The 25,514-nt window shown below is 63.3% G+C and carries 23 protein-coding genes; 11 read left to right on the forward strand and 12 right to left on the reverse strand.

Translation table 11 applies throughout. From position 1 onward, the window contains the following. Positions 1–13 precede the first annotated feature (13 nt). Positions 14–913, reverse strand: coding sequence for a chemotaxis protein (locus AB5Y89_RS07855; protein WP_368223386.1), 900 nt, complete (start codon positions 911–913; stop codon positions 14–16). 138 nt (positions 914–1,051) lie between these two features. Beyond that, positions 1,052–1,738: a hypothetical protein gene (locus AB5Y89_RS07860; protein WP_368223388.1), complete on the reverse strand. Its 687-nt coding sequence runs from the start codon at positions 1,736–1,738 to the stop codon at positions 1,052–1,054. 39 nt (positions 1,739–1,777) lie between these two features. Between AB5Y89_RS07860 and AB5Y89_RS07865 the strand changes: the two genes are divergently transcribed. Continuing rightward, positions 1,778–1,984 (forward strand): YheV family putative zinc ribbon protein, encoded by a 207-nt coding sequence (locus AB5Y89_RS07865; protein ID WP_010673247.1) that lies wholly within the window; start codon positions 1,778–1,780, stop codon positions 1,982–1,984. Positions 1,985–2,130: 146 nt separating this feature from the next. After that, entirely contained in the window at positions 2,131–2,769 is a 639-nt protein-coding gene (locus tag AB5Y89_RS07870) for a peptidylprolyl isomerase (RefSeq protein ID WP_010673248.1), read from the forward strand. Between the two features lie 64 nt (positions 2,770–2,833). Here AB5Y89_RS07870 and AB5Y89_RS07875 read toward each other — a convergent pair whose 3' ends face one another. Together AB5Y89_RS07875 and AB5Y89_RS07880 are read right to left on the reverse strand one after the other, a co-directional pair. Beyond that, positions 2,834–3,049, reverse strand: a complete 216-nt coding sequence (locus AB5Y89_RS07875; protein ID WP_010673249.1) for a SlyX family protein — start codon at positions 3,047–3,049, stop codon at positions 2,834–2,836. A 14-nt stretch (positions 3,050–3,063) separates the two neighbouring features. Beyond that, positions 3,064–4,032 (reverse strand): WD40 repeat domain-containing protein, encoded by a 969-nt coding sequence (locus AB5Y89_RS07880; protein WP_041211198.1) that lies wholly within the window; start codon positions 4,030–4,032, stop codon positions 3,064–3,066. A gap of 119 nt (positions 4,033–4,151) precedes the next feature. Between AB5Y89_RS07880 and fkpA the strand changes: the two genes are divergently transcribed. Then, positions 4,152–4,961, forward strand: a complete 810-nt coding sequence (gene fkpA, locus AB5Y89_RS07885; protein WP_029313875.1) for an FKBP-type peptidyl-prolyl cis-trans isomerase — start codon at positions 4,152–4,154, stop codon at positions 4,959–4,961. A gap of 148 nt (positions 4,962–5,109) precedes the next feature. After that, complete coding sequence (locus AB5Y89_RS07890; protein ID WP_368223389.1) at positions 5,110–6,513, forward strand: sigma-54-dependent transcriptional regulator; 1,404 nt, start codon at positions 5,110–5,112, stop codon at positions 6,511–6,513. 69 nt (positions 6,514–6,582) lie between these two features. Here the strand turns inward: AB5Y89_RS07890 and AB5Y89_RS07895 are convergent, their stop codons facing one another. From AB5Y89_RS07895 to AB5Y89_RS07905, 3 genes are all read right to left on the reverse strand, one after another. Next, positions 6,583–7,449, reverse strand: a complete 867-nt coding sequence (locus AB5Y89_RS07895) for a tetratricopeptide repeat protein (RefSeq protein WP_368223392.1) — start codon at positions 7,447–7,449, stop codon at positions 6,583–6,585. 97 nt (positions 7,450–7,546) lie between these two features. Then, entirely contained in the window at positions 7,547–7,882 is a 336-nt protein-coding gene (locus tag AB5Y89_RS07900; RefSeq protein ID WP_368223395.1) for a hypothetical protein, read from the reverse strand. A 115-nt stretch (positions 7,883–7,997) separates the two neighbouring features. Further along, complete coding sequence (locus tag AB5Y89_RS07905) at positions 7,998–8,336, reverse strand: DUF2956 domain-containing protein (protein WP_010673255.1); 339 nt, start codon at positions 8,334–8,336, stop codon at positions 7,998–8,000. Between the two features lie 248 nt (positions 8,337–8,584). On the opposite strand from AB5Y89_RS07905, the gene ushA reads away from it, so the two are divergent. Beyond that, positions 8,585–10,255, forward strand: a complete 1,671-nt coding sequence (gene ushA / locus AB5Y89_RS07910; RefSeq protein WP_041211202.1) for a bifunctional UDP-sugar hydrolase/5'-nucleotidase UshA — start codon at positions 8,585–8,587, stop codon at positions 10,253–10,255. Positions 10,256–10,451: 196 nt separating this feature from the next. Here the strand turns inward: ushA and AB5Y89_RS07915 are convergent, their stop codons facing one another. Continuing rightward, positions 10,452–11,306 carry a Tim44 domain-containing protein gene (locus tag AB5Y89_RS07915; protein ID WP_368223397.1) on the reverse strand — a complete coding sequence of 285 codons (855 nt, stop codon included), beginning with the start codon at positions 11,304–11,306 and terminating at the stop codon, positions 10,452–10,454. Positions 11,307–11,727: 421 nt separating this feature from the next. Here AB5Y89_RS07915 and dnaB point away from each other — a divergent pair, with 421 nt between their 5' ends. Together dnaB and alr are read left to right on the forward strand one after the other, a co-directional pair. Continuing rightward, a complete protein-coding gene (gene dnaB, locus AB5Y89_RS07920; RefSeq protein ID WP_039040054.1) occupies positions 11,728–13,122 on the forward strand; it encodes a replicative DNA helicase in 1,395 nt (464 codons plus the stop codon). Between the two features lie 138 nt (positions 13,123–13,260). Then, entirely contained in the window at positions 13,261–14,334 is a 1,074-nt protein-coding gene (gene alr, locus AB5Y89_RS07925) for an alanine racemase (protein WP_045523714.1), read from the forward strand. Between the two features lie 150 nt (positions 14,335–14,484). On the opposite strand, the gene putA is transcribed toward alr, so the two are convergent. Beyond that, positions 14,485–18,432: a trifunctional transcriptional regulator/proline dehydrogenase/L-glutamate gamma-semialdehyde dehydrogenase gene (gene putA / locus AB5Y89_RS07930; RefSeq protein WP_182976035.1), complete on the reverse strand. Its 3,948-nt coding sequence runs from the start codon at positions 18,430–18,432 to the stop codon at positions 14,485–14,487. A 398-nt stretch (positions 18,433–18,830) separates the two neighbouring features. Between putA and AB5Y89_RS07935 the strand changes: the two genes are divergently transcribed. Beyond that, positions 18,831–19,268: a VOC family protein gene (locus tag AB5Y89_RS07935; protein ID WP_010673262.1), complete on the forward strand. Its 438-nt coding sequence runs from the start codon at positions 18,831–18,833 to the stop codon at positions 19,266–19,268. A 131-nt stretch (positions 19,269–19,399) separates the two neighbouring features. Here AB5Y89_RS07935 and fumC read toward each other — a convergent pair whose 3' ends face one another. Continuing rightward, the gene (fumC, locus tag AB5Y89_RS07940) at positions 19,400–20,791 is read right to left on the reverse strand and encodes a class II fumarate hydratase (protein ID WP_368223399.1); all 1,392 of its coding nucleotides are present in this window, start codon (positions 20,789–20,791) and stop codon (positions 19,400–19,402) included. Positions 20,792–20,913: 122 nt separating this feature from the next. On the opposite strand from fumC, the gene AB5Y89_RS07945 reads away from it, so the two are divergent. The 3 genes from AB5Y89_RS07945 to AB5Y89_RS07955 are packed head-to-tail and all read left to right on the forward strand — an operon-like array spanning position 20,914 to position 23,987. Then, positions 20,914–21,342 (forward strand): MarR family winged helix-turn-helix transcriptional regulator, encoded by a 429-nt coding sequence (locus AB5Y89_RS07945; RefSeq protein ID WP_045523708.1) that lies wholly within the window; start codon positions 20,914–20,916, stop codon positions 21,340–21,342. A 37-nt stretch (positions 21,343–21,379) separates the two neighbouring features. Further along, positions 21,380–22,447, forward strand: a complete 1,068-nt coding sequence (locus tag AB5Y89_RS07950) for an efflux RND transporter periplasmic adaptor subunit (protein ID WP_368223401.1) — start codon at positions 21,380–21,382, stop codon at positions 22,445–22,447. Between the two features lies 1 nt (position 22,448). Continuing rightward, positions 22,449–23,987 carry a DHA2 family efflux MFS transporter permease subunit gene (locus tag AB5Y89_RS07955; protein WP_103244377.1) on the forward strand — a complete coding sequence of 513 codons (1,539 nt, stop codon included), beginning with the start codon at positions 22,449–22,451 and terminating at the stop codon, positions 23,985–23,987. A gap of 66 nt (positions 23,988–24,053) precedes the next feature. Here the strand turns inward: AB5Y89_RS07955 and pepE are convergent, their stop codons facing one another. After that, on the reverse strand, positions 24,054–24,782 hold the full coding sequence (gene pepE, locus AB5Y89_RS07960) for a dipeptidase PepE (protein ID WP_221436014.1): 729 nt from the start codon (positions 24,780–24,782) through the stop codon (positions 24,054–24,056). A 120-nt stretch (positions 24,783–24,902) separates the two neighbouring features. Then, a complete protein-coding gene (locus tag AB5Y89_RS07965) occupies positions 24,903–25,514 on the reverse strand; it encodes a response regulator transcription factor (RefSeq protein ID WP_368223403.1) in 612 nt (203 codons plus the stop codon).

Consider the following 25,514-nt stretch of genomic DNA (forward strand, 5'->3'; position numbering starts at 1 on the left):
GCTCGCCGCGACATCAGGCCATCAGACGATCGTGGTGCTCGGCGCCGCGCAGCATGGCCTGGATCAGTTCGTTGGCTTCAAACTTGGTGAGCGCCTCGTGGGCGCCGACCTGATGGGCCCGCTCCACGCTGATCTCGCTGGAGAGGGAGGTGTGCAGGATGATGTAGGCTCCCGCCAGCTTGGCATCGCTCTGCACCTCGAAGGCCAGCTCGTAACCATCCAGCCCCGGCATCTCGATATCGCTCACCAGAATGTCGATCCGCGTGTCCTGGGAGACCCGGGTCTGCATCAGGGTGAGGGCGTCGCGTCCGTTGGTGCAGACCTCGTAGGGGATGTTGATGTAATCGAGCGCCGCCATGAGCTGGCGACGGGCGACGGAGGAGTCGTCCACCAGCAGGATCCGCATCGGCTTGAGCCGCTCGCGCTGCACGTCGGTCAGCACGGGGTAGAGATGGCTGGGATCGTCCGGATAGACCCGCGACAGGATGAGTTCCACATCCAGCAACTGGATCAACTGTTCTCCCACCCGGGTCACGCCGGTGACGAAGACGTTCTGTCCCAAGGAGGGAGGGGGCGGCTCGATGTCACGCCAGTTGCACTCGGTGATCTTGTCGATGCCCCGCACCAGAAAGCCCACCAGGGTGCGGCGGCAATCGGTGATGATGATGAAGCAGTGGGGCATCTCCTCCCGGCTGATGGGGCGATAGCCCACGGCCATTGCCATGTCGATCACCGGGATGGTGGTGCCGCGCATGCTGGCGGCCCCGAGCACGGTGGGATGGGATTGTGGCAGGGCGGTGAGCTGGGTGTAGGGCACGATCTCCTTCACCTTGAGGGTACCGATGGCGAAGGATTGTCTGGCAGAGAGGTGGAACAGCAACATGCCCTGGGATTGGTTGGCCTTGCTCGTCATGGCGGATGTCCTGTTGATCTAGTCGGTGACGGTCAATCGGGTGTTCAGCATAAAGGATGGTGACATGAATGACTCCTTTGTTGTTAGCGGCGGTGAGCCGCAAAACTGGATTTCTTTTGCCATCCTTTTATGCCTCTCTTATCGGGTCGCGGACGGCTGAGGGGAGAGGGGCGCCCCGAGCCATTGCAGATGAGCCTCGGCCAGCGCGCTTTCATCCCGATAACCCAGCCTGCTCACCACCTGTGACGGTGCGCTGCCGCTTCGCAGCAGGCGAATCCCCTGCAACAGTTGCCACTGATCCTGCAGTGCCCGGGCGTCCGGGCCCTCGAGACCGCGAGTGCCCAGCAGGGTCTGCCAGGCTGCCACGCTATCCGGCTGTGCTCTGGCCAGGGCTTGCCAGGCGTCTTGCAGTGCCTGATCCCCCAGGGACGAGATGGTGCAGCCGTGCAACTCATCCCCCACCACCTGCAGCCGCTGCCCATAGGGGCCTTGCCAGTCGCGGGGGCGTGACCAGGCCGCCAGGCTGTCCAGCAGTGCGTCCATCAACGGGCTTGCCTGCAACCAGCCAGCCTGGGCGGGCTGGGGCACCCGCACGGAGCAGGCCAGCAGATCATGCTGGCAGTCAGCCAGAGGGGTGAAGGCGGCGAGGGCATCTGCACAGAGCCAGAAGTGGCTGCCAGGTGTCAGCAGCAGCTCATGGGCACCCAATTTCAGCAGCGCCGCCCCCTGGGTGACGCGCAGCAATTGGCCCATGGGGGAGCGTTTGCGGGGGCCGACCTGAAGGGTGGAAGTGGAAAAATGCTGATATTCGATGGCGTGATGCATGTAAAAACCCTGATATGATGCTGCCTGGAGGTAACAAAAATGGAAACCAGACGTAAAAAACGCTTCATTGCCGGGGCGGTTTGCCCGGCGTGCGGCAAGATGGACACCATGATGCTGTATATGGAGCATGGAGTCGAGAAGGTGACCTGTGTCGAGTGCGGGGATACCCAGGTGCAGACCCAGGAGCAGGTGGACAAGGCGACGCGCGAGGCGGAGCAGGTGATAGGGGTGTTTCGTCCCGAGTGAGTGCCATGCCTCAAGGTGATGGTACGTCGGTCAGGCTGGTCGCTGTTGATGACTTTTTCATCACACTGAAGCCGGGCCGACCATATGCTTGTCTGCCTTTTTGAGGTATTCTGAGCCCGTTTTTTTCTATCCGCAGGATCCCTGACATGAAAGTAGCTCCCCTGAGCGTGGTTACGCTGGAATACACGGTCACCGACGAACACGGTGAAGTCATCGACACCACTGTCGGTAAAGAGCCGCTGGTGTATCTGCACGGTACCCGTTACCTGGTCTCCGGCCTCGAAGCCGAGCTGGAAGGTCGCAGCGTGGGCGAGGCGTTCGACGTCACCCTGACGCCGAACCAGGCCTATGGCGAGTACGACGAGAATCTGGTGCAGGAAGTGCCCGGCGAGCTGTTCGACGGTATGGAAGTGTCTGAAGGGGATACTTTTGTGGCCGAGACCGACGACGGCCACCGCCCGGTGACCGTCATCGAGGTGTCCGAGGAGTTCATCAAGGTGGACGGCAATCATCCCCTGGCTGGCGTGACCCTGGGCTTCAAGGTCGAGATCAAGGACGTACGTGCCGCGACCGCCGAAGAGCTGGCCCATGGCCATGTGCACGGCGCCGGTGGCTGCGGTCACGATCATGGTCATGACCATGATCACGGCCATGATCACGATCATGACCACGGTGGCTGCTGTGGCGGCCATGGTCACAACCATGCACACGATCACGGCGACGATCACGGTCACGGTGGTTGCTGCGGTGGTGGCGGTTGTGGTGGCAAGGGCCATCAGCACTGATCACGGCCTGGCCGATGATAAAAAAACCCGCGCATGGCGCGGGTTTTTTTATGGCTGGCACTCATCAGTAGTGCGGTGGCGGCGTCTCTTCGGCCATGCTGGCGATCTGGCTCGGCTGTACGCTCTGCAATTTATCCACCAGTAGATGGATCTGGTGTTTGAGCCGGTCCAGCTCGCGACCCTGGGTGGTGACCTCGTCGTTGAGCTGCTCCACCGTATATTCGGCAAAGGCGAGGCGGCTTTCCAGGGTTTCGAGGCGTTCGTTTAGTTGCTGACTCATGGGCCTTTTGGTCCTTACTTGATAGTCCAGATTTCAGCCAGGCCACTGGAGCTGGCACTGACGAGGTGGTCATTGTCGCGCAAAGCCACGCCATAGACCACAGCGCTAGGCGGTTTCACCTTGGGATGGGGCGAGACGCGCCAGCTCTGCAACGGCTGGCCGTCACTCACCTGCCACAGAGTGAGCTGGCGGGAGGGGGCACCGGTGATGAGCCAGTTGCCGCCGTTGGCAAAGCGGGCGCTGGTGTAGACCTCGAAGCGGTGATCATATTGCAACCGGCTGTGCTCCTTGCCGGTTTTGAGATCCCAGATGCTGGCCTGGCGACTGTCTGCGGTGAAGGCGAAGCGTCCGGACGGATCCAGTCTCGCCATCACGACTCGCCCGGCGTGGTTGAAGCGCCACACCACCTGGCCCGTGCGGGTATCCCACAGATAGGCGCTGTAATCGTTGCCGCCGGTGAGGGCATAGCGACCATTGGGGGAGAGATCCACCGTGTTGACCTGTTCGGTGTGGCCGAGGAATTGCAGCCGGCGTCCGGTCTGGGTGTCGACCACTTCCGCCTTGCCGTCTTCACGGCCGATGAGCACCTGGCGGCCATCCGCCGAGATCGCCGCATCGCGCAGGCGGGATTCTGGCAGGGAGTAGTAGCCCTGGGAGCGGCCATCCTGCAAGCGCCAGATGGCGAAGGTGTGTTGGGTGGCGGTGATGGCATGGCTGTCATCGGGGGAGAAGCGGGTCAGGGTGACGAACTCCTCCTGGTCATCGCTCTGGCGCCAGCGCCAGCGCTCTTTGCCCTGTTCCAGATCCCACACCACAGTGCCCTGACCCAGGCTGGAGACGAGCGCGAGCTTGCCGGAACTGGCGAGATCCGCGCTCAGCAGACCCTGGTTGGCGAGGCGGATCTGCTGGCTGGGAAGTGAGCGTTGTTCGCACCCCGTCAGCATCAGGCAAATACCGATGAGATAAATGGCACTTTTGATCATTTTTCCTGTCTCATGCTTTCGTTACCTGCGATCACGGCGTTAGTATAAGGCGCTTATCACGATAAACCTCTCATTTCACGAAGGAACCGAGAGCGGTATTTAGAGTTTTGGAGAAACTGATGAACAATTTTCTGAAGGTGTCCCTGTTGGCTGCGGCGGTTGCCGTCGGTCTGACTGCTTGCCAAAAAGATGAGAAACCTGCTGCGACCAACACCGCAGAGGTCAAGGCAGAAGCCAGCAAGCCGGCAGAGGCCCCCAAGGCTGAGGCCAAGAGCTTTGAAGAGCAATCCGGCTATGCGATCGGCCTCTCCATGGGTCGTTATATCGCCAATACCCTGGAGCGCCAGCAGGAGCTCGGCATCAAGCTGGACAACACCGTGATCCTGAAGGGTGTCACCGACGGTCTGGGCAAAGAAGCCAAGATGACCGACGAGGAGATCCAGAAGGTTCTGCAGGAATACGACGCCAAGATCAACGAGCTGACCAAGGCGAAGGCCGACAAGGATGCCGTGGAAAACCTGAAGAAGGGTGAAGAGTTCCTGGCTGCCAACGCCAAGAAAGAGGGCGTGAAGAGCACTGAGTCCGGCCTGCAATATCAGGTCGAGAAGATGGGTGACGGCGCCAAGCCGAAGGCCACCGACATCGTCAAGGTGCACTACACCGGTACCCTGACCGATGGCACCAAGTTTGACAGCTCCGTCGATCGCGGCGAGCCGGCTACCTTCCCGCTCAACCAGGTGATCCCGGGCTGGACCGAAGGGGTGCAACTGATGCCGGTCGGCTCCAAGTTCAAGTTCTTCCTGCCGTCCAAGCTGGCCTATGGCGAGCACGGTGCAGGTTCCATCCCGGCCAACGCCGTGCTGGTATTTGACGTAGAGCTGCTGGCCATCGAAAAACCGGCTGCCGATGGCGACAACGCCAAGAAATAAGCTCAAAGCACCATAAAAACGGCTCCCCAGGGAGCCGTTTTTGCTTGTGTATTGTCGCAATCCCCCGGATAAAGCGATGAGGCCGTCTTGAGTGTGTGGCGGCTAGCCCCCAGAATAGACAACAAAATCAAGCGCAAGGATGGATCTCGTGGCTGAAAGCAAACCCCGTGTCCTGTTGGTGGAAGATACCCGCAGTCTGGCGGTCGTCTATGAGCAGTATCTGGCCCAGGATGGCTACGAGGTGCAGCTGGCAGATTGTGGCCAGCAGGCTTTGGCACAATTGCTGGCAAGCCCGCCCCCCGTGGTGCTGCTCGACCTGGAGTTGCCCGACATGTCCGGCATGGACATCTTGCAGCAGATCACGGAGCGGCAACTGCCCTGTTCCGTGGTGGTGATCACCGCTCACGGCTCGGTGGATGTGGCGGTGGAGGCGATGCGGTTCGGGGCCTTCGATTTTCTCACCAAGCCGTTCGATGGCAAGCGCCTGTGCGCCACGGCGCGCAATGCCCTGAAGCACCAGCAACTCAGCTCGCTGGTGGCCCAGTATCGGGAAAACTTCGAGCGCAGCTCCTTTGCCGGTTTCATCGGCGCCTCCATGGCGATGCAGGCGGTCTATCGCATCATCGAGAGCGCGGCGCCGAGCAAGGCTACCGTCTTCATCACTGGCGAGAGCGGCACCGGCAAGGAGGTGTGCGCCGAGGCCATCCACCAGTGCAGCCCGCGTCGAGATCAGCCCTTCATCGCCCTCAACTGCGCTGCCATTCCCCATGACCTGATGGAGAGCGAGATCTTCGGCCACGTGAAGGGGTCGTTTACCGGTGCCCAGGGGGATCGCAAGGGGGCGGCCAGTCTGGCGGACGGCGGTACCCTCTTCCTCGACGAGATCTGCGAGATGGATCTCGACCTGCAGAGCAAGCTGCTGCGTTTCATTCAGACCGGCACCCTGCAGCGGGTCGGTAGCGGCAAGCTGGAGACGGTGGATGTGCGCTTTGTCTGCGCCACCAACCGGGATCCCCTGGTGGAGGTCAAGGCCGGACGGTTTCGTGAAGACCTTTACTACCGCCTGCACGTGATCCCGCTGGCGCTGCCCCCCCTGAGGGAGCGGGGAGAGGACATCCTGCTGCTGGCCCGGGAGTTGCTGCTGCGTTATGCCGGTGAGGAGAACAAGCGGTTCAGGGATTTTGATGCGGACGCAGTGCAGGTGCTGCTCGACTACCCCTGGCCCGGCAACGTGCGCGAGCTGCAAAACGTGGTACGCAACATAGTGGTGCTCAATGATGGCGAGCTGGTGAGCCCGGATATCCTGCCACCTCCCCTCAACGGGGGGCGTACCCTGGCCCCGGAGCCTGTGGTCGGGATCGCGGATCCCCAGTCAGATCCCGTGGTCGTTCGCAGGCAGGTCCGTCCGCTCTGGCAGGTGGAGAAGGAGGCCATCGAGCAGGCCATCGCCAGTTGTGACGGCAACATCCCCAAGGCGGCGGCCCTGCTGGAAATAAGCCCTTCCACGATTTATCGCAAGAAGCAGAGCTGGGAAGAGGCGAGTCCGGCCTGAGCCGTCACCTCTGCTCCCGGGCAGACATGCTGATGTGCGGGGCGGCCAATTGGTCGCCCCGCACGCTTATCAGAGTTTGGCGAGCTGCTTGAGCCTGGCCAGTCGTTCTGCCTCGTTGGCGGTGAACCAGCCATCCTGTGACAGCAGAAACCAGGCGCGGGCAAAGTATTCGGGCGCCGCGGGATCATTGAGCACGAGCGCATTCTCCCCCAGCTCCTCGAACACATAGCCATCCTCGGGGGTGCCAGCGGCGGTCATGTCGTCGCGCAACTGCGCCAGTTCGGCCATGGCCTGTTCATGGCGATCCTGGGCCCGGCTCAGGCGCGCCAGACTCCAGCGGGCGATAAAGGCTTTGCCCTGGTTGTTGTGCTGCTCGTGCCAGGCCAGGCACTTTTGCTGACAGGCGATGGCCTCGTCGAGGCGACCCAGCTCGAACAGGGTCCAGCCCTGATTGTTATAGAGGGTGGCGAGCCAGCCTCGTGCCCGCTTGTCGTGACTGCGCTCGGCCAGGGTCATCGCCAGCTGGTGCCAGTGGCTCTGCTCCTCCAGGGGGGCGGCGATGGCCACCATGTGGGCCGCATCGATGGCCAGATAGTGCTCTTCGTACTGCTCTCCCAGTTGCCAGGCCTGTTCAAACAGGGCTCTGGCGCTGGCCTTGTCACCGGCGGAGTTGAAGGTGCGGCCACGCTCCAGCAAGGCGCGCAGGCGGGCCCGTGGAGTCGCCTCGGTGAGGCGGGGTTCTATCTCGTCGAGCAGCTGGTGCGCCTGTGCAAACTGGCGTTGCAGCGAATGGGTGCGGGCTATCTGGGTGAGGAGCTCCAGCTCCCATTGCAGGTTGGCGGCACGCGCCTCGGGCAGCAGTGCTTGAAAACGCTGGGCGCTGGCAACGGGATCCTGATAATCCCACAGCGCCATGAAATCGGGCGGATTGTTCATCTGGCCTCCATGCCGGTTATCCGCCCATCAAGATGCCTGAAGGCCATTCTTTGTACAAGAAGGGGGCTGGCGCCATCGTGACGCCAGCGCTTGCCGATCAGTAGACCATGGCAAGGCTCATCAGCATCAGACCCAGGGCAGCAAAGGCTCCCTCCTTGATAGCCAGGCGCGGTACCAGCGCCTTGGGCAGGGCAGGGAACAGGCTCAGGGCAAAGCCGAACCCCGGCATCAGCCAGTGGAAAGCAGGGCTTCTCAGGGCGGGATCCGCAGCGCCATTGATGACGATGAGCAGGATAAAGAGGGTGAAGGCGGGCAGGATAAACCAGCGGGCATGGCCGGTGGCGACCGCCCGCAGTGGCGAGATGCGATAGAGCACCAGGGTCACGAGGAAGAGGGCGAGGGGAGCCAGCAGATAGAGCGGGGCCGGGTTCATGATGAGAGTCTCCTGACAAGGGGGGCAGAGTGTAGGCAGTCCGGGTGGGGAATGACCAGTCCCCCGCGCCCGGGCTGTGAAGCGGATCGCATGGCAAATGTTTGCCTGGGCAGGATCAGCGGAACCAGAACCAGAGCACGGCAAATACCAGCCAGCTCAGCACCAGCAGGATCCAGGGCAGCGGGTGCTGGCGGGTGAGCTCGATGACCTCGGCTTCGCTCTCCTCTTCCGGCGTCTCTTGGGAAGAGTGCCTGGCTTTGGCTTGCAGTTTCTTCTGGCGGCTGGCCTCGCGGGCCTTCGCCTTCATCTGTTTCTTGTATTCGTCTATGCCCTTCTGGATCCCCTGGGCGATGAGCTGGGTTTGCTCCTTGGTCTGCCCCGGCTTCTGGTTGGCACGGGCGATCTTCATCGCCTCCTGCTGGGTTTCGGGGGAAATTTTGTCGTACTTGGCCATTCCAGGCACTCCTTGGCATTGATTGGCGGGCAGTATGCCATAACCGTTACCGGCGGGCTGCCATCATGGGGGAAATTGCTCTGCGAGTGGGGTGCCTCTGTTCCAAATAGGGGAAACAGGTTGCGTGGATGATCACATTTGGCGGAATTTGTGAGTCGCCGATGAAAAACCGTCACATGTTGTTTGTTATATTACCGCCCGATCCTGGATAGGGTCGTCCAATAACAAAATAACAAGGTGATATGGAAATGAATTATAAATTTGTCAAAGGAAGTATCGCACTGGCAGTGCTTGCCGCATTGAGCGGCTGCAATACCTCAAGCAACGACAGCGTCGCCCCCTGCACCGAAAATGTCTGCAAGCTGACCATTTTGCATACCAATGATACCCACGGTCGTTTCTGGCACAACGACAAGGGCGAATATGGCATGGCGGCCCAGAAGACCCTGGTCGAGCGGCTGCGTGCCGAGGCGAAAGCGGCGGGCAGCGAAGTGCTGGTGCTCTCCGGCGGTGACGTCAACACCGGGGTGCCAGAGTCGGATCTGCAGGATGCAGAGCCGGACTTCATGGCCATGAACAGCATCCGTTACGATGCCATGGCGGTGGGCAACCACGAGTTCGACAACCCCCTGACCATCCTCGAGAAACAGCGTCAGTGGGCCCAGTTCCCGATGATCTCCGCCAACATCTATGACAAGACGAGCGGCAAGCGCTACTTCGATCCCTACAAGGTGTTCAAGCTGGAGAGCGGCCTCAAGGTCGCCGTGCTGGGTCTGACCACAGAGGACACCGCCCAGCTGGTGGATCCCAACAACGTCCAGACCCTCGAGTTCCGCGATCCGACCACGGAAGCCGCCAATCTCGGCAAGCAAATCCGCGACAACAAAGAGGCGAACCTGGTTCTTGCCATCACCCACATGGGCCATTACGAGAATGGTCAGCACGGCAGCAACGCACCGGGTGACGTGGAGATGGCCCGTGCGCTGCCGGCAGGTACTCTGGACGCCATCATCGGTGGTCACTCCCAGAACCCGGTCTGCATGGAGCCGGGCACCCCGGACAAGTACGCCGACTTCAAGCCGGGCGACGACTGCCAGCCGGATCAGCAGAACGGCACCTGGATCATGCAGGCTCACGAGTGGGGCAAGTATGTGGGTCGTGCCCAGTTTGACTATCAGAATGGCAAGCTGACCCTGACCCAGTACGATCTGATCCCGGTCAACCTGAAGAATGCGGACGGTGATTTCATCCAGGAAGAGATCGTCAAGGATCCCGAGCTCTACAACACCCTGCTCACCTATCAGGAGAAGGGACAGCAGGAGCTGGGTGTGGTCATCGGTGCCACCGATGGCGTACTGGACGGTGAGCGCGCCAACGTGCGCAACAAGCAGACCAACCTGGGTCGTCTCATCACCACCGCGACTGCCGAGAAGCTGAGCACCGACTTTGGCATCGTCAACTCCGGCGGGGTGCGTGCCTCCATCGCGGCAGGGGACATCAGCTACCGTGACGTGCTGACCGTGCATCCGTTCGGCAACACCGTCAACAAGGCGACCATGAGCGGCAACGAGCTGCTGACCTACCTGGGTCAGGTTGCGACCAAGACCGCCAATACCGGTGGCTATGCCCAGTTCGGCGGCATCAAGATGACGGTGGATTGCCAGGCCAAGAGCGTGGACATCGCCACCATCGGCGGGAAGGCCTTCGATCCGGCAGCAACCTACAGCTTCTCCATCCCGAGCTTCAGCGCGGCCGGTGGTGACGGTTATCCGAAGATCGACACCATCAATGCCGGTCTGGTGGATGCCGGTGTGCTGAAGGATTATATCGCGGCGAAGAAGACCATTCAGGTCGCCGATTATCAGCCGGCCGGCGAGGTCAGCTATATCAACTCCACCTCGGTAGAGGGTTGCAAATAATCCCTGCACCCCGAGCCAATAAAAAAGAGAGGCAGCCATGGCTGCCTCTCTTTTTATTTTCAATATCATCAGCAGTGTCTCTCGGGAAATATATCCTGCTACGGGAAGCTGCCCCGAAATAGGGCATGACACGATCTGATGGCAATAAAAAGGCGACCCTGAAGTCGCCTTTATCATGCTTGCCGGAGGAGCGTGCTTAGAGCTGCTCGATGCCGACGATATGCCAGGGGGCATTGTCCTTGGCGAGATCACGCTCGAGGTGCCACACCTCCTTGATGTCCTCCTCGACCTGCTCCTGACGGTCCATGTAGCGGCCGCTGAAGCGCACGCTCACCTGGGCCCAGTCGCTGCCGTAGTCGGCACGGACCAGCTGGGTGTCCACGTACATCACCTCGGTGTGCTGCTCACCGGAGAGCTCGGCGCGTTCAGCCTTGAGGTGCTCGAACAGCTCGGGGCTCACGTACTCGCGGATCTTCTCCAGGTCGTTCTTGTTCCAGGCCTCTTGCAGGGTGCGGTAGTGATCGCGGGCACCGGCCAGGAAGCCGTTCATGTCAAAGCCCGGGGGCAGACGGAAGGGCACGTCGCTGTCGGCAAAACCGGTGGCCTGCGGGGCGTTGTGGCTTTGCTCGAACTGCTGGGGGGCCGCGCTCTGGGGCGGTTGATAGCCCGCATAGGCCGTCTGTGGCTGGGCCGCTGTCGCCTTGTTCCTGCGCAGGGCTCGGAACAGGAAGACACCACCCAGTGCCAGCAGGGCGATCAGCAGGAAGTCCATCCCTTGCAGACCTTCGAAGGCACCGCTGCCCAGCAGGTAGGCAAACAGACCGCCGGCCAGCAGACCACCCAGCAGGCCGCCCATCATGCCGCCTTTCTTGGGTGCCTGAGCGCCCACGGTCGGGTTCTTGGTGTCGACCGGCTTGGCTGCAGGTTGGGCCGGAGCCGTCTTGTAGCTCTTGCCAAAGGATTTGCCGCCACCAAGTTTCTTGGCCTCGGCGATGGGTGCCCCAAGGCCAATGGCCAGGATCAGGGCAAACAGGGTCAGCATCTTTTTCATTTTGACTCTTTCACTCTCATGTAGGTGGGGGCATGCTCTGCTTGTGCAAGCTCAGCGAGGCGCATGGCAGGCTGCCAGTCCCTTTTTGTGTTGCAGCTTGCGGGTATGATTATCACGGATGGCATGAATTATTCATGAACAGATTGAGTCGTCCGACAGGGGAGGCGCCCATGAGACACAGACGGCCGAGTCGCTCGGTGCGCAGGTTGCGCAACAAGCAAAGAGCAAGAACGAAGGATCAGACCCTGGTCTGGCCCTTTCTCGTACTATGAGGCAGGTCTGCGGCGCAGAAGTGGATGACGCTGACGAGGCCAGGGTCCCGTCTTGTCGCCGGATGCGATGACGGGACGTATTAGCACTCGCGATGGCGGGGTTTCTTTTGTAAAATTCCCGTCCCCTTCCCGCTGCGGTTTTTATGTGTATGGCAGAGCAAGTGACGGCGAAAAAAGACGCCAAGACACAACAGCTGAAAGTACCTCCCCACTCTTTTGAGGCCGAACAGTCCGTACTGGGTGGCCTGATGCTGGACAACGAGGCCTGGGATCGGGTCGCCGAACGGGTGATCGACAAGGATTTCTACAGCCGTCCGCACCGCCTGATCTTCCAGGCCATGACCCGCCTCTCCAATGCGGGCAACCCCATCGACCTTATCACTCTGCAGGAGGAGCTCGAGCGCTCCGAGCAACTGGAAGAGGCCGGTGGCTTCGCCTATCTGGTGGAGATCGCCAAGAACACCCCGAGTGCCGCCAACATCAGTGCCTACGCCGAGATCGTGCGTGAGCGGGCGGTGGTGCGGGAGATGATCTCGGTCGCCAACGAGATAGTCGAAGCGGGCTACGAGCCCCAGGGGCGTACCTCCAACGATCTGCTGGACCTGGCCGAGAGCAAGGTATTCCAGATCGCCGAGCAACGCACCAGCGCCAACGAGGGCCCCCAGCCCCTCAAGCTCATCCTCGAGCAAACCGTCGACAAGATTGAAGAGCTGTTCAAGACCCCCCACAACGGGGTGACCGGCGTGTCGTCCGGCTACAACGATCTGGACAAGATGACCGCCGGCCTGCAGCGTTCGGATCTGGTCATCGTCGCCGCTCGTCCCTCCATGGGCAAGACCACCTTTGCCATGAACCTGTGCGAGCACGCGGCCCTCACCGCCGACAAGCCGGTGCTGATCTTCTCCCTCGAGATGCCCTCCGAGCAGATCATCATGCGTATGCTCGCCTCCGTGGGGCGCATCGACCAGACCAAGGTGCGGACCGGCCAGCTCGACGACGAGGATTGGGCGCGGCTCTCCTCCACCATGGGGCTGCTGCTGGAGAAGGGGAAGATGTACATCGACGATTCCTCCGGCCTGACCCCGACCGAAGTGCGCTCCCGTGCCCGCCGGGTGGCGCGGGACAACGGCGGCATCAGCATGATCATGGTGGACTACCTGCAACTGATGCGGGTGCCGGCGCTGTCTGACAACCGTACTCTGGAAATCGGTGAAATCTCCCGCTCCCTCAAGGCGCTGGCGAAAGAGTTGCAGTGCCCCGTGGTGGCGCTCTCCCAGCTGAACCGAAGCCTGGAACAGCGTGCCGACAAGCGCCCGGTCAACTCGGATCTGCGGGAATCCGGCTCCATCGAGCAGGATGCGGACTTGATCATGTTCATCTACCGCGACGAGGTCTATCACGACGACAGCCCCGACAAGGGGATCGCCGAGATCATCATCGGCAAGCAGCGTAACGGCCCCATAGGACGAGTGCGGCTCACCTTCCAGGGTCAGTTCTCGCGCTTTGACAACTACGCGGGCCCGGCGTTTGATGATGACTACTAAGTAAGCCGGGAGCCTGCTCCCGGCATCCATAAACAGTTTTCCCGGTTCGACAATTCTGCCGGTCCGGCCTTAGACGATGAGATTTGAGGGCTGACACCACCCGGTGCCTGATTATCATGCCCTCGTAAGGGAAAACAGATGAAAGCGGCTATCGCCCAAATCAATACCGCGGCACTGCGCCACAACCTCGCTGTGGTCAAACGCCACGCCCCCCAATGCAAGATCATTGCCGTGGTCAAGGCCAACGCCTATGGCCACGGCCTGCTGCCGGTCGCCCGCACCCTGGTGGATGCGGACGCCTACGCGGTGGCCCGCATCGAAGAGGCGCTGATGCTGCGCTCCTGCGCCGTGGTCAAGCCCATCGTGCTGCTGGAGGGCTTCTTCAGCGCCGCCGACCTGCCGGTGCTGGCGGCCAACAACCTGCAGACCGCGGTGCACACCTGGGAGCAGCTCGAGGCGCTGGAGCAGGCCGAGCTGCCTGCCCCCGTGGTGGCCTGGCTCAAGCTCGACACCGGCATGCACCGCCTCGGGGTACGGGCCGAGGAGATGCCCGCCTTTATCGAGCGCCTCGGCAAGTGCAAGAACGTGGTGCAGCCGTTCAACGTCATGACCCACTTCAGCCGCTCCGATGAGCTGGAGCAACCCACCACCCGCGAGCAGATCGACTTGTTCAGCCAGCTGACTGCGCCGCTGTCGGGCGAGCGCGCCATGGCCAACTCGGCAGGCATCCTGGCGTGGCCGGATTCCCACTGCGACTGGGTGCGCCCCGGCGTCATCCTCTACGGCGTGTCGCCGTTCCCCAATACGGTGGCGGCGGATTATGACCTGCAGCCAGTGATGACCCTCAAGACCCAGCTCATCGCGGTGCGCGATCACAAGGCGGGCGAGCCGGTAGGCTATGGCGCCAACTGGGTGTCGGATCGCGATACCCGGCTCGGGGTGATTGCCATCGGCTATGGCGACGGTTATCCGCGCATGGCCCCCAATGGTACGCCAGTGCTGGTCAATGGCCGCATCGTGCCGCTGGTGGGGCGCGTCTCCATGGACATGACCACGGTGGATCTCGGCCCCGGCGCCACCGACAAGGCCGGTGACGAGGCGGTGCTCTGGGGGGAAGGGCTGCCGGTGGAGCGGGTGGCCGACCAGATCGGCACCATTCCCTATGAGCTCATCACCAAGCTCACCTCCCGCGTCTTTATGGAGTACGTGTAGGCGAGTCGCCCCTCATCCCCCATCCTTCTCCCGCGAGGGGAGAACAAAAAGGCCGCCCCGACAAGGGCGGCCTTTTTCATGGGCGTGTCCCAGAGACGAAAGAACAAGCCCCGCATCTGCGGGGCTTGAGTCTCCGTCACTATGTGGCGCTTAGCCTATGGTCATCAGGCTGGCATTGCCACCGGCGGCGGCGGTGTTGACCGAGAGGGCGTGCTCGATGAGCAGGCGCTCCAGCGGGATGTCGGTCTCGCCGCGATGCAGGCCGTGCACACCGATGATGGCGCCGTTACGGGCTGCCTGGCGCGCGGCGGCGAGCTTGCTCACCTCTCGCAACTGATCCGAGTCGCCGTGGTGCAGCAGGGCATCGAAGTCCGTCTCCCCCGTGGCCCAGTCCGCCACCAGCGCGATGGGATCCCGCACCTCGGTCGGCAGGGAAGAGAGCAGGGAGCGTGTCTGCGCATCGTCCGGCAGCAGCACCTGGCTGCCGACCGCCAGACAGGCGGCCAGCTGGGCCAGCAGGTCGGCCTTCTCCTGGGCAAGACAGAGCACCCGTTCCCGGGGCAGCAGGCTGTAGCTGTTGCGCTCGCCGGTGGGGCCGGTCAGCAGCTGGGTACGGCCGCTCTGGGAGAGCGCGGCGTAGTGATCGCACAGGGCGGCGAGGGCCGGATCCTGCTTGCTCGCCCAGTCGCGCAGGGCCACGAGGGGGGCTTTCGCCTCGGCATGCAGGGCACCGGACTCCTGGTGCAGCTGGTTGGCCACCGCCTCCTGGGGACGGGCGCCGAGCAGGCGATACATGTAGAGCGGGCCGCCGGCCTTGGGACCGGTGCCGGAAAGCCCTTCCCCACCGAAGGGTTGCACCCCGACCACGGCGCCCACGATGTTGCGGTTGACGTAGAGGTTGCCCACCTTGGCCACGTTCACCACCTGGGCGATGGTCTCGTCGATGCGGGTATGAACACCCAGGGTCAGGCCGTAGCCGCTGGCGTTGATCTGCTCGAGCAGCTCCCCGAGCCGGGTGCGCGGGTAGCGGACCAGGTGCAGCACAGGGCCGAACACTTCGCGTCCCAGTTCGTCCAGGCTGTCGAGCTCGATCAGGGTCGGCAGCACGAAGGTGCCGCGGCTGCAGGCATCCCCCTGGGTGCGGGCGATCTGGTGCACCTTGCGCCCCTTGTCGCCCATGGCCTTGATGTGGCGCTCGATGTTGGCCTTGGCCTCGGCGTCGATGACGGGACCGATGTCGGTGGAGAGGTGCTCGGGGCTGCCTACCTTGTACTCGGCCATGGCGCCCTTGAGCATCCTGATCACCCGATCCGCCACGTCATCCTGCACGCACAACACTCGCAGGGCGGAGCAGCGCTGACCGGCGCTGTCGAACGCCGAGGAGATGACATCCATCACCACCTGTTCGGTCAAGGCGGAAGAGTCGACGATCATGGCGTTCTGGCCGCCGGTCTCGGCGATGAGGGGAATGGTGCGACCCTGGGCGTCGAGGCGACCGGCCAGGTTGCGGGAGATGATGCCCGCCACCTCGGTGGAGCCGGTGAACATGACGCCGCGCACCCGTTCGTCCGCGATGAGCGCCGCACCCACGGTCTCACCACGGCCCGGCAGCAGTTGCACCGCACCGGCGGGAACCCCCGCTTCCAGCAGGATGCGCACCGCTTGTGCCGCGATGAGGGGGGTCTGCTCGGCAGGCTTGGCCAGCACCGTATTGCCGGCGGCCAGGGCCGCGCACACCTGGCCGCTGAAGATGGCCAGCGGGAAGTTCCAGGGGCTGATGCAGACCACGGGGCCGAGCGGTCTGTGGGTGTCGTTGGCGAAGTGGTTGCGCGCCTGGGCGGCGTAGTAGCGCAGGAAGTCCACCGCTTCGCGCACCTCGGCGATGGCGTTGGCGAAGGTCTTGCCGGATTCGCGAACCAGCAGGCCCATCAGGGGTTGCAGTTCGGATTCCATCAGGTCGGCGGCCCTGTCCAGCACGGCGGCCCGCTCGGCTGGCGGGGTGGACTGCCAGATCTGGCCGCTCGTGAGGGAGCAGGCGAGCGCCTTGTCCACCAGCGCTACCGTGGCTTCGCTCACCTGACCGACGACATCGCGGTGATCCGCCGGGTTGAGCACGGGCTGGAACTGGGTCGGCGCCTCGGTGTCGCAACCCAGCATGGGCACGGCTTGATAGGCGGTGTTGGTGCTGGCGAGCAGGGCGGCGGAGAGTGACCCCAGGCGGTGCTCGTTCGCGAGATCCAGACCTGCGGAGTTCGGGCGCGCCTCGCCGTAGAGATCCCGGGGCAGGGGGATGCGCGGATGGGGCAGACCCAGGGTCCCTTCACGGGCGGCCATCTGCTCGATCTGCTGCACCGGATCCTGCACCAGATCCGAGAGGGAGATGTTGTTGTCCGCGATGCGGTTGACGAAGGAGGTGTTGGCCCCGTTCTCCAGCAGGCGGCGCACCAGGTAGGCGAGCAGGGTCTCGTGGCTGCCCACCGGAGCATAGATGCGGCAGGGGCGACCCAGCTTGCCGTCGGCCACCTTGCCGACCACCTGTTCGTAGAGCGGTTCACCCATGCCGTGCAGACACTGGAACTCGTACTGGCCCGGGTAGTAGTTCTGACCCGCCAGCTGATAGATGGCAGACAGGGAGTGGGCGTTGTGGGTGGCGAACTGGGGATAGATGGCCTCGGGCACCGCCAGCAGCTTGCGGGCGCAGGCTAGGTAGGAGACGTCCGTGTAGGGCTTGCGGGTATAGACCGGGTAGCCTTCCAGCCCTTCCTGCTGGGCGCGCTTGATCTCGCTGTCCCAGTAGGCGCCCTTCACCAGACGGATCATCAGGCGGTGACGGCTGCGCTTGGCGAGATCGATGACGTAGTCGATCACATAGGGGCAGCGCTTCTGGTAGGCCTGGATGACGAAGCCGATGCCGTTCCAGTCGGCGAGGGACGGATCGAAGCAGAGCTTTTCCAGCAGATCGAGGGAGATCTCCAGGCGATCGGCCTCTTCGGCGTCGATGTTGATGCCGATGTCATACTGCCTGGCGAGCTGGGTCAGGCCCAGCAAGGTGGGGTAGAGCTCCTCCATGACGCGATCGTACTGGGCGCGGCTGTAGCGCGGATGCAGGGCGGAGAGTTTGATGGAGATACCCGGCCCCTCGTAGATGCCGCGACCGTGGGAGGCCTTGCCGATGGCGTGGATGGCCTGCTCGTAGGAGGCCAGATAGCGTTTGGCGTCCTCCTCGGTCAGGGCCGCTTCCCCCAGCATGTCGTAGGAGTAGCGGAACCCTTTGCTCTCCATGCCGCCTGCGTTCGCCAGCGCCTCGGCGATGGTCTCGCCGGTGACGAACTGCTCACCCATCAGGCGCATCGCCATGTCGACGCCCTTGCGGATGAGCGGCTCACCCCCCTTGCCGATGAGTCCTTTGAGGGAGCTGTTCATGCCCGCCTCGTTGTGGGTGGCCACCAGCTTGCCGGTGATGAGCAGACCCCAGGAGGCCGCATTGACGAACAATGAGGTGCTCTGGCCCAGGTGCTGGCTCCAGTTGCCGCCGCTTATCTTGTCGCGGATGAGGGCATCCCGGGTCGCCTTGTCGGGGATGCGCAGCAGCGCCTCCGCCAGGCACATCAGGGCCACCCCTTCCTGGGAGGAGAGGGAGAACTCCTGAAGCAGCCCCTGCACCAGGCCCTGACGGCCGCTGGCGCTCTTCTGGTTGCGCAGCTTCTCGGCGATGCCCATGGCCAGCTTCTGGGTCGCGTCAGCCTTCTCCTTGGGCAGACGGGCCTGCTCCAGCAGCATGGGGACGGCTTCGGTCTCGGGGCGGCGATAAGCCCCCGTGATGGCGGCCCGCAGCACGGACTGGGGCAGAATGCTCTCGGCAAACTCGAGGAAGACCTGGATGCCCTGCTCGGTCAGGGTCTCGACGGCCTCTTCCCCGGCGGCGGCAGCCAGCCCGGAGTGCTCGGGCGGGGTCAGACCGCGATCCAGTTGCTCCAGATAGGTGAAGATGGCTTGCTTGATCAGCCAGTGGGGAGTGCGATCCAGGGTCTGCGCAGCCTGTTTGAGGCGGTCGCGGGTCGCTTCATCGAGTTTGACGCCGAGGGTGGTAGTGGCCATGGGACTTCCTGTGTCTAGAAGGTAACAATATTACCGGACGGTTAAATTTCGCCGATGATGGTGCAACCAGGTGCAACCTTCAAGCAAGAAATTTTAATGTATTGGTTACATTGTTGAGTTCTTCCATGAATCCGGTCTCCATCAGGCTCCTTTCAAGCCCGCCGCTTGTCCGCTTTTCACAGCATTATTAATGGGTTGGCAATGCATCTTATGAATGCCTACATGAGGTGCAACCCACTGCGAATCGGGTTGCGCTTTTGCGTGTTCGACCGAGCCCGGGCTGTGAGCGCGGCTCCCCCGTGCGCAGAAGGGGGCGGAGCGCCACCTGACAGAGCCCCGTGCTCTCCTATGCTGTTAGCTGGCCACAGGGGCCAGCTATCGGTGACAAGGAGAAACCCATGGCGCGTGTCAGTACCTATCTCAATTTTGCCCGGGAGACGGAGGCTGCCTTCCTCTTCTATCGCGAAGTGTTCGGCGGAGACTTCAGCGGCCCCATCCACAGGTTCAAGGAGTCCCCGGGTTGCCCGGGCCAGCCCCCTTTGTCGGAGGAAGACGGGGAGCTGGTGATGCATGTGGCCTTGCCCATCCTTGGGGGTCACGTGCTGATGGGCACGGATGCTCCGGCCAGCATGGGGTTCACCCTGGTACAGGGCAATAACAGCTACCTCAACCTGGAGCCGGACAGCCGGGGCGAGACCGATCGCCTGTTCGCAGCCCTGGCTGAGGGAGGCCAGGTGGAGATGCCGCTGGCGGAGATGTTCTGGGGTGACTATTTCGGATCCCTGGTGGACAAGTTCGGCACCCACTGGATGTTCAACTGCCAGAGCAAGACCTGACGGCAGATCTGCAATGAAAAGGGCGCCATGGCGCCCTTTTCATCTTTATTGCCCATCACAGTCCCTATTTGCTGCGCCTGCCACCTGCGCTGGTATGCCCCGGGCATGGGATTGCAGTGCGCTGAGCTGCCTTATGGCGTGCGACCCACCATGTCAGCGGGGATCACCCAGGCATCGAATTGCTCCGCGCTGAGGTGGCCCGAGGCAATGGCCGCCTCCCGCAGGCTGAGCCCCTGATGGTGCGCCCGCTTGGCGATCTCGGCCGCCTTGTCATAGCCGATATGGGGGTTGAGGGCCGTCACCAGCATCAGGGAGCGGGAGAGCAGATCGTCGATCCTGGCCTGGTTCGGGGTGATGCCGACGGCGCAGTGGTCGTGGAAGCTCTGCATGCCGTCCGCCAGCAGCCGCACGCTCTGCAGGACGTTGTAGGCGATCATCGGCCTGAACACGTTGAGCTCGAAGTTGCCGCTGGAGCCGCCGATGTTGATGGCCACATCGTTGCCCATCACCTGGGCGCAGAGCATGGTGAGCGCCTCGCTCTGGGTCGGGTTGACCTTGCCGGGCATGATGGAGGATCCGGGCTCGTTCTCGGGGATGAGCAGCTCCCCCAGCCCGCTGCGGGGGCCGCTCGCCAGCCAGCGCACGTCGTTGGCGATCTTCATGAGGGAGGCTGCCAGCGTCTTGAGGGCACCGTGGGCGTGAACCTGGGCGTCACTCGCCGCCAGGGCCTCGAACTTGTTGGGGGCGCTGATGAGCGGCAGGCCGGTCTGCTCGGCCAGGGTTCTGGCCACCGCCTCGGCAAAGCCGGGAGGGCAGTTGAGGCCGGTGCCCACGGCGGTGCCGCCGAGCGCCAGCTCGCACAAATGGGGCAGGGCGGCCCGTAGATGGCGCTCCCCCTGTTCAAGCTGGGCGACCCAGCCGGAGATCTCCTGGCCCAGGGTGAGGGGAGTGGCATCCTGCAAATGGGTGCGGCCAATCTTGACGATGTGGTCGAAGGCGGCGGCCTTGCCTGACAGGGTCTGCTTCAGGGCCGCGAGGGCCGGCAGCAACCGCTGCGTGATGGCGGTGACTGCCGCCAGGTTCATGGCGCTCGGAAAGACATCGTTGCTGGACTGGCTCTTGTTTACCTCGTCGTTGGGATGCACCAGCCGCGCTTCCCCCCGGGGGCCGCCGAGCAGTTCGCTGGCCCGGTTTGCCAGCACCTCGTTGAGGTTCATGTTGGTCTGGGTGCCGGAGCCGGTCTGCCACACCATCAGGGGAAACTCGGCGTCGTGCAGGCCGCGCAGGATTTCGTCGGCGGCGGCCATGATGGCCTGGGCCTTGCGGGCGGGGAGCAGCCCCAGGGCGTGGTTGACCCGGGCGCAGGCGGACTTGATGAGGGCCAGGGCATGGATGATCTCCATGGGCTGGCGCTCCCCCGAGATGTTGAAGTGATGCAGGGAGCGCTGGGTCTGGGCCCCCCAGAGCCTGTCCGCCGGGACGGCTATCTCCCCCAGGCTGTCCCGCTCCATCCTGATATCCATGACGTGTCTCCTGCCGTTGAGGTGGTGGCACCCAGCATGAACCCAAACGGCGGCCGGGGCCAGCTTGCACATGGATACGCTTTGCATATAATAAGTAAAGCTTACTATATAGGTTGCATATCATGAACAAACAACCGGACACCCTTGGCTTTCTCATCGGCGACGTCCAGCGCCTGATGCGCCGCCAGTTCCAGCAGCAGCTGGAGGGAAGCTGCCTCACCCTGGCCCAGGCCAGGGCTCTGGTGCACATTGCACGCAGCGAAGGGATCCGCCAGGTGGATCTGGCGGAGCGGCTCGACATCCAGCCCATCACCCTGGCCCGTCAGCTCGATCAGCTGGCGGAGAGCGGCCTGGTGGAGCGGCGCAGCGACCCCCATGACAGGCGGGCCTATCAGCTCCATCTGACCGAAGGGGCCGCCCCCTATCTGGCGATGATCAAACAGGCGTCCGATCTGGTGCATCAGAGGGCCATCGGCGAGCTGGGGGAGGAGGCGACCGAGGCGCTGTGCCGCTCCCTCAAGATCCTGCGTGCCAACCTCGGCCACCTCTGATGCTTTCCTGTGATGCCAACCAACGTGGAGCCATATCATGACCACTGATTCCCCCTCTTCCTCCCGTCCCGCCGCCAACCGGCGCCGCACCCGCCTGCTGTTGCTGGTGGTGGTGCCGGCACTGGCCTTGATCGGCGCGGGCGTTATCTACCTGCAGGGCGGGCGCTATGTGGAGACGGACAACGCCTATGTGAAGGCGGACAAGGTCCCCATCAGCACCGAGGTGCTGGGCCGGGTGGCCAAGGTGTTCGTCGAGGAAAACCAGCAGGTCCGGGCCGGCCAGCCGCTGTTCGAGCTGGATCAGGAGTCCTTCCGGGTCGCTGTGGCCAAGGCCGAGGCGGAACTTGCCAAGGTGCGCACCGATCTGGTGGCGCTGCAGACCAGTTATCGCGGCCAGCAGGCGGAGATCGCCGTGGCCCGCACCCGCCATGCCTATGCCCTGAAAGAGGAGCACCGTCAGGCGGATCTGGTGGCCAAACACTTCACCTCCACCGCCAATTACGACGATGCCCGCCAGCTCACCATACAGACCGCCCAGCAACAGGTGGCGCTGGAGGAGGGGCTCAAGAAGATTGAAGCCTCCCTCAGCGGGGACGTGAACCTGCCGGTGGAGCAGCAGCCCGCCTATCAGGAGGCCGCGGCCGAGTTGGCCAAGGCCAGGCTGGATCTGGCTCGCACCACCATCTATGCCCCCGCCAACGGCATCGTCAGCCAGTTGCCCAAGCCCGGCCAGTACAATCTGGTGGGCATGACCGCCATGATGCTGGTGGAGACCGACACCCCCTGGGTGGAGGCGAACTTCACCGAGACGGAGCTGACCCATGTGCAACCTGGCCAGAAGGTGGACATCAGTGTGGATACCTACCCCGATGCGCACTGGACCGGGGTGGTGGAGAGCCTGAGCCCGGCCACAGGCTCCGAGTTTTCGGTGATCCCGGCCCAGAACGCCACCGGCAACTGGGTCAAGATCGCCCAGCGGGTGGCAGTGCGGATCAAGCTGGATTCGGGAGCGGATCTGCCCATCCTGAGGGCGGGTCTGAGTGCCACCGCCGAGATAGACACCGGCCATCAGCGCACCCTGCCTGGCCTGTCAGGTCGAGGTTGATATGACGAGCGCAGCCACAGGGCAGGCAGACCAGGCTTCCCGTCGCACCTTCATCACCCTGTCGGTGATGGTGGCGACCATCATGCAGGCGCTGGACACCACCATCGCCAACGTCGCCCTCCCCCACATGCAGGGAGCCATGGGGGCGACCCAGGATCAGATCTCCTGGGTGCTCACCTCCTACATAGTGGCGGCCGCCATCTTCATGCCGCTGACCGGTTTCATCTCAGCAAGAATTGGCCGAAAAAGGCTGTTCATGTGGTCGGTGGCGGGCTTTACCGTCGCCTCCATGCTGTGCGGCGCGGCCCAGAGCCTGGAGCAGATCGTGCTGTTCCGCCTGCTTCAGGGGATCTTCGGGGCCAGCCTGGTGCCCCTCTCACAGGCGGTGCTGCTGGACACCTATCCGCCTGAGAAGCACGGCTCTGCCATGGCGCTCTGGGGGATAGGGGTCATGGTGGGCCCCATTCTGGGGCCGTCGCTGGGGGGCTGGCTCACCGAGTACTACAACTGGCGCTGGGTCTTCTACATCAACCTGCCGTTCGGCCTGCTGGCCTGGTTCGGACTTGCCGCCTTCATCGAGGAGACGAAGATCGATGCCAGCCGCCGCTTCGATCTGCTGGGGTTCGCCCTGCTGAGTCTCGGCATCGGGGCGTTGCAGATGGCGCTGGACAGGGGAGAGTCCCAGAACTGGTTCGCCAGCCGGGAGATCGTCATCGAGACCGCCCTGATGGTGATGGCGTTCTACCTCTTCGTGGTGCATATCTTCACCCACCCGCACCCCTACATAGAACCGGCCCTGTTCCGGGATCGCAACTTCAGCGTCGGTCTGCTCTTCATCTTCATCGTCGGCATCATCTTGCTGGCGACCATGACGCTGCTGCCTCCCTTCATGCAGGGGCTGATGGGTTACCCGGTGATCGACGTGGGTTACCTGCTCGCCCCGCGCGGGGTGGGCACCATGGTTGCCATGATGCTGGTGGGCAGGCTGTCGGGCCGGGTGGACGCCCGTTACCTCATCCTGTCAGGGCTGCTGCTCACCAGCTTCTCCATGTGGGAGATGACCCTGTTCAACACGGACATCGGCAGCTGGGACATAGTGCGCACCGGCATCATCCAGGGGCTGGGGCTCGGCTTCATCTTCGTGCCCCTCTCCACCATCACCTTTGCGACCCTGGCGCCGCGCTATCGCAACGAGGGGACGGCGCTGTTCAGCCTGGTGCGCAACATCGGCAGCAGCATCGGCATCTCGGTGGTGATCACCTATCTGGCCCAGCGATCCCAGATGAACCACGAGGCGTTCGCCGCCTACATCACCCCGTTCAATGTCAACCTGCATCAGGGCGGGGGCATGGCGGAGCTGATGACGCCGAAGGGGCTGGCCATGATCAACGGCGAGGTGACCCGGCAGGCCAGCCTGCTCGCCTACCTGCAGGATTTTCGCCTGATGATGTGGGTCAGCCTGTGCGCCGTGCCGCTGGTGGTGTTGCTGAGGGCTCCCGGGCGCAGCGGCTCTCGGGAGGAGATGGCCATTCTGGAGTGAATCACGAAGGGGCGAGCAACAAAGCAAGAGGGATGGCGCAGGCCATCCCTCTGTCGTTTGGCAGGATCAGCGTGCCGGCGTGAAGGGGGTGAGCGCTGCCAGAGGCGCAGCGTCCCCGTATTCCCGGATGGGTTCGCCGTGCTTGAAGATCTTGAAGGTCTCGCCCCGGGCACTCCAGTACTCGATGTGATTGCCGCCGATCTGCAACAGGCTCGCCTCGCGCAGGGCCACCACGGATTCGCTCGGGTTGATGGCGCAGAACTCGGCCAGACGCTCGTCCCGGGTCTCCCCCATGTGGCCGCTGATGCTGGCGTCCAGATAGTGAGGGTTGATCTGCACGGGGAAGAGCCCCAGCGCAGGCAGCACGACGGCGCTGCACACCGGCATGTCGTTGGTGGTGCGGATGCTGGGGGTGGCCACGTTGCAGCCGGCGCTCCAGCCCACATAGGGCACGCCCCGCTCGCGCACCGCACGCTGGATGGGGACCACCAGACCATACTCGTGCAGCCGCTGGTTCAGGAGCCAGGTATTGCCGCCGCTGATGAAGATGGCGTCGGCCCGGTTGATGGCATCCACCGGATCGTCGAAGTGGTGGATGCTGATGGCGTCCACCCCCAGACTCTCGGTGAGCTCCCGGGCACGGGCATCCCAGTCGCTGCGGATCACCGCGTAGGGGATGAGCAGGATGCGCTTGACCTGGTTGCGAGCGAGCAGGGCTTGCACCCGGTCGCGGGCCCAGCCGAGCAGGCCGGGGTGTTCTGTGGTTTTACCGTTGCTGAGCAGAAGCAGTTCCATGATGTGTCCTCGAAACAAGGCGCAGGACCCGGGCGGTCCTGGTGAAGAGAAGAGGGCACTCTACCGCCATCGAAGCGCCAAATGTGTGATCCCTGCCCGTTTTGTACGGTTGCAGGCCACTCAGGGTTGTTCGTTCACCTGCGCGTAGCGCAACAGCATCTCGGCGAGGGAGTTCACCGCCAGGCGTTTCATCAGGCTGGCGCGGCACACCTCGACGGTGCGCACCGAAATGCAGAGATCCTGCGCTATCTGCTGGTTCTTGTGGCCCCGGGCGATGAGCTGCAACAACTGGCGTTCGCGCGGGGTGAGGCGTTCAAAGGCGGCCAGCTGGGCGAGGCGGGTGGCCGCCGCCTGCGTCGCCTGCTCGGCCCGCTCGATGGCGGCGAGCAGGGGGGCCAGCTGCACCGGCTTTTGCAAGAAATCCACCGCCCCCAGCTTGAGGGACTCCACCGCCAGTGGCACCTCGCCGTGGCCGGTGAGAAACAGGATGGCGATGGGGCTCTGGGCCGCCTTCAGCCGCTGCTGGACCTCGGGGCCAGAGAGCCCCGGCATGCGGCAGTCGAGGATGAGGCAGGCGGGCTGGTGCAGGTCGACCTCTGCCAGGAAGCGCTCGCCATCGGAAAAGCTGAGCAGCTGCCGCTCGTCGCAACTCTCCAGCATGAAGCGCAGGGAGTCGAGCACGGCCTCGTCGTCATCGACCAGATAGAGCGGGGGGTGGGCAGGGGTCGGCAT

It is taken from the genome of Aeromonas sp. s4 (assembly GCF_040907855.1).
Taxonomy (GTDB): domain Bacteria; phylum Pseudomonadota; class Gammaproteobacteria; order Enterobacterales; family Aeromonadaceae; genus Aeromonas; species Aeromonas caviae.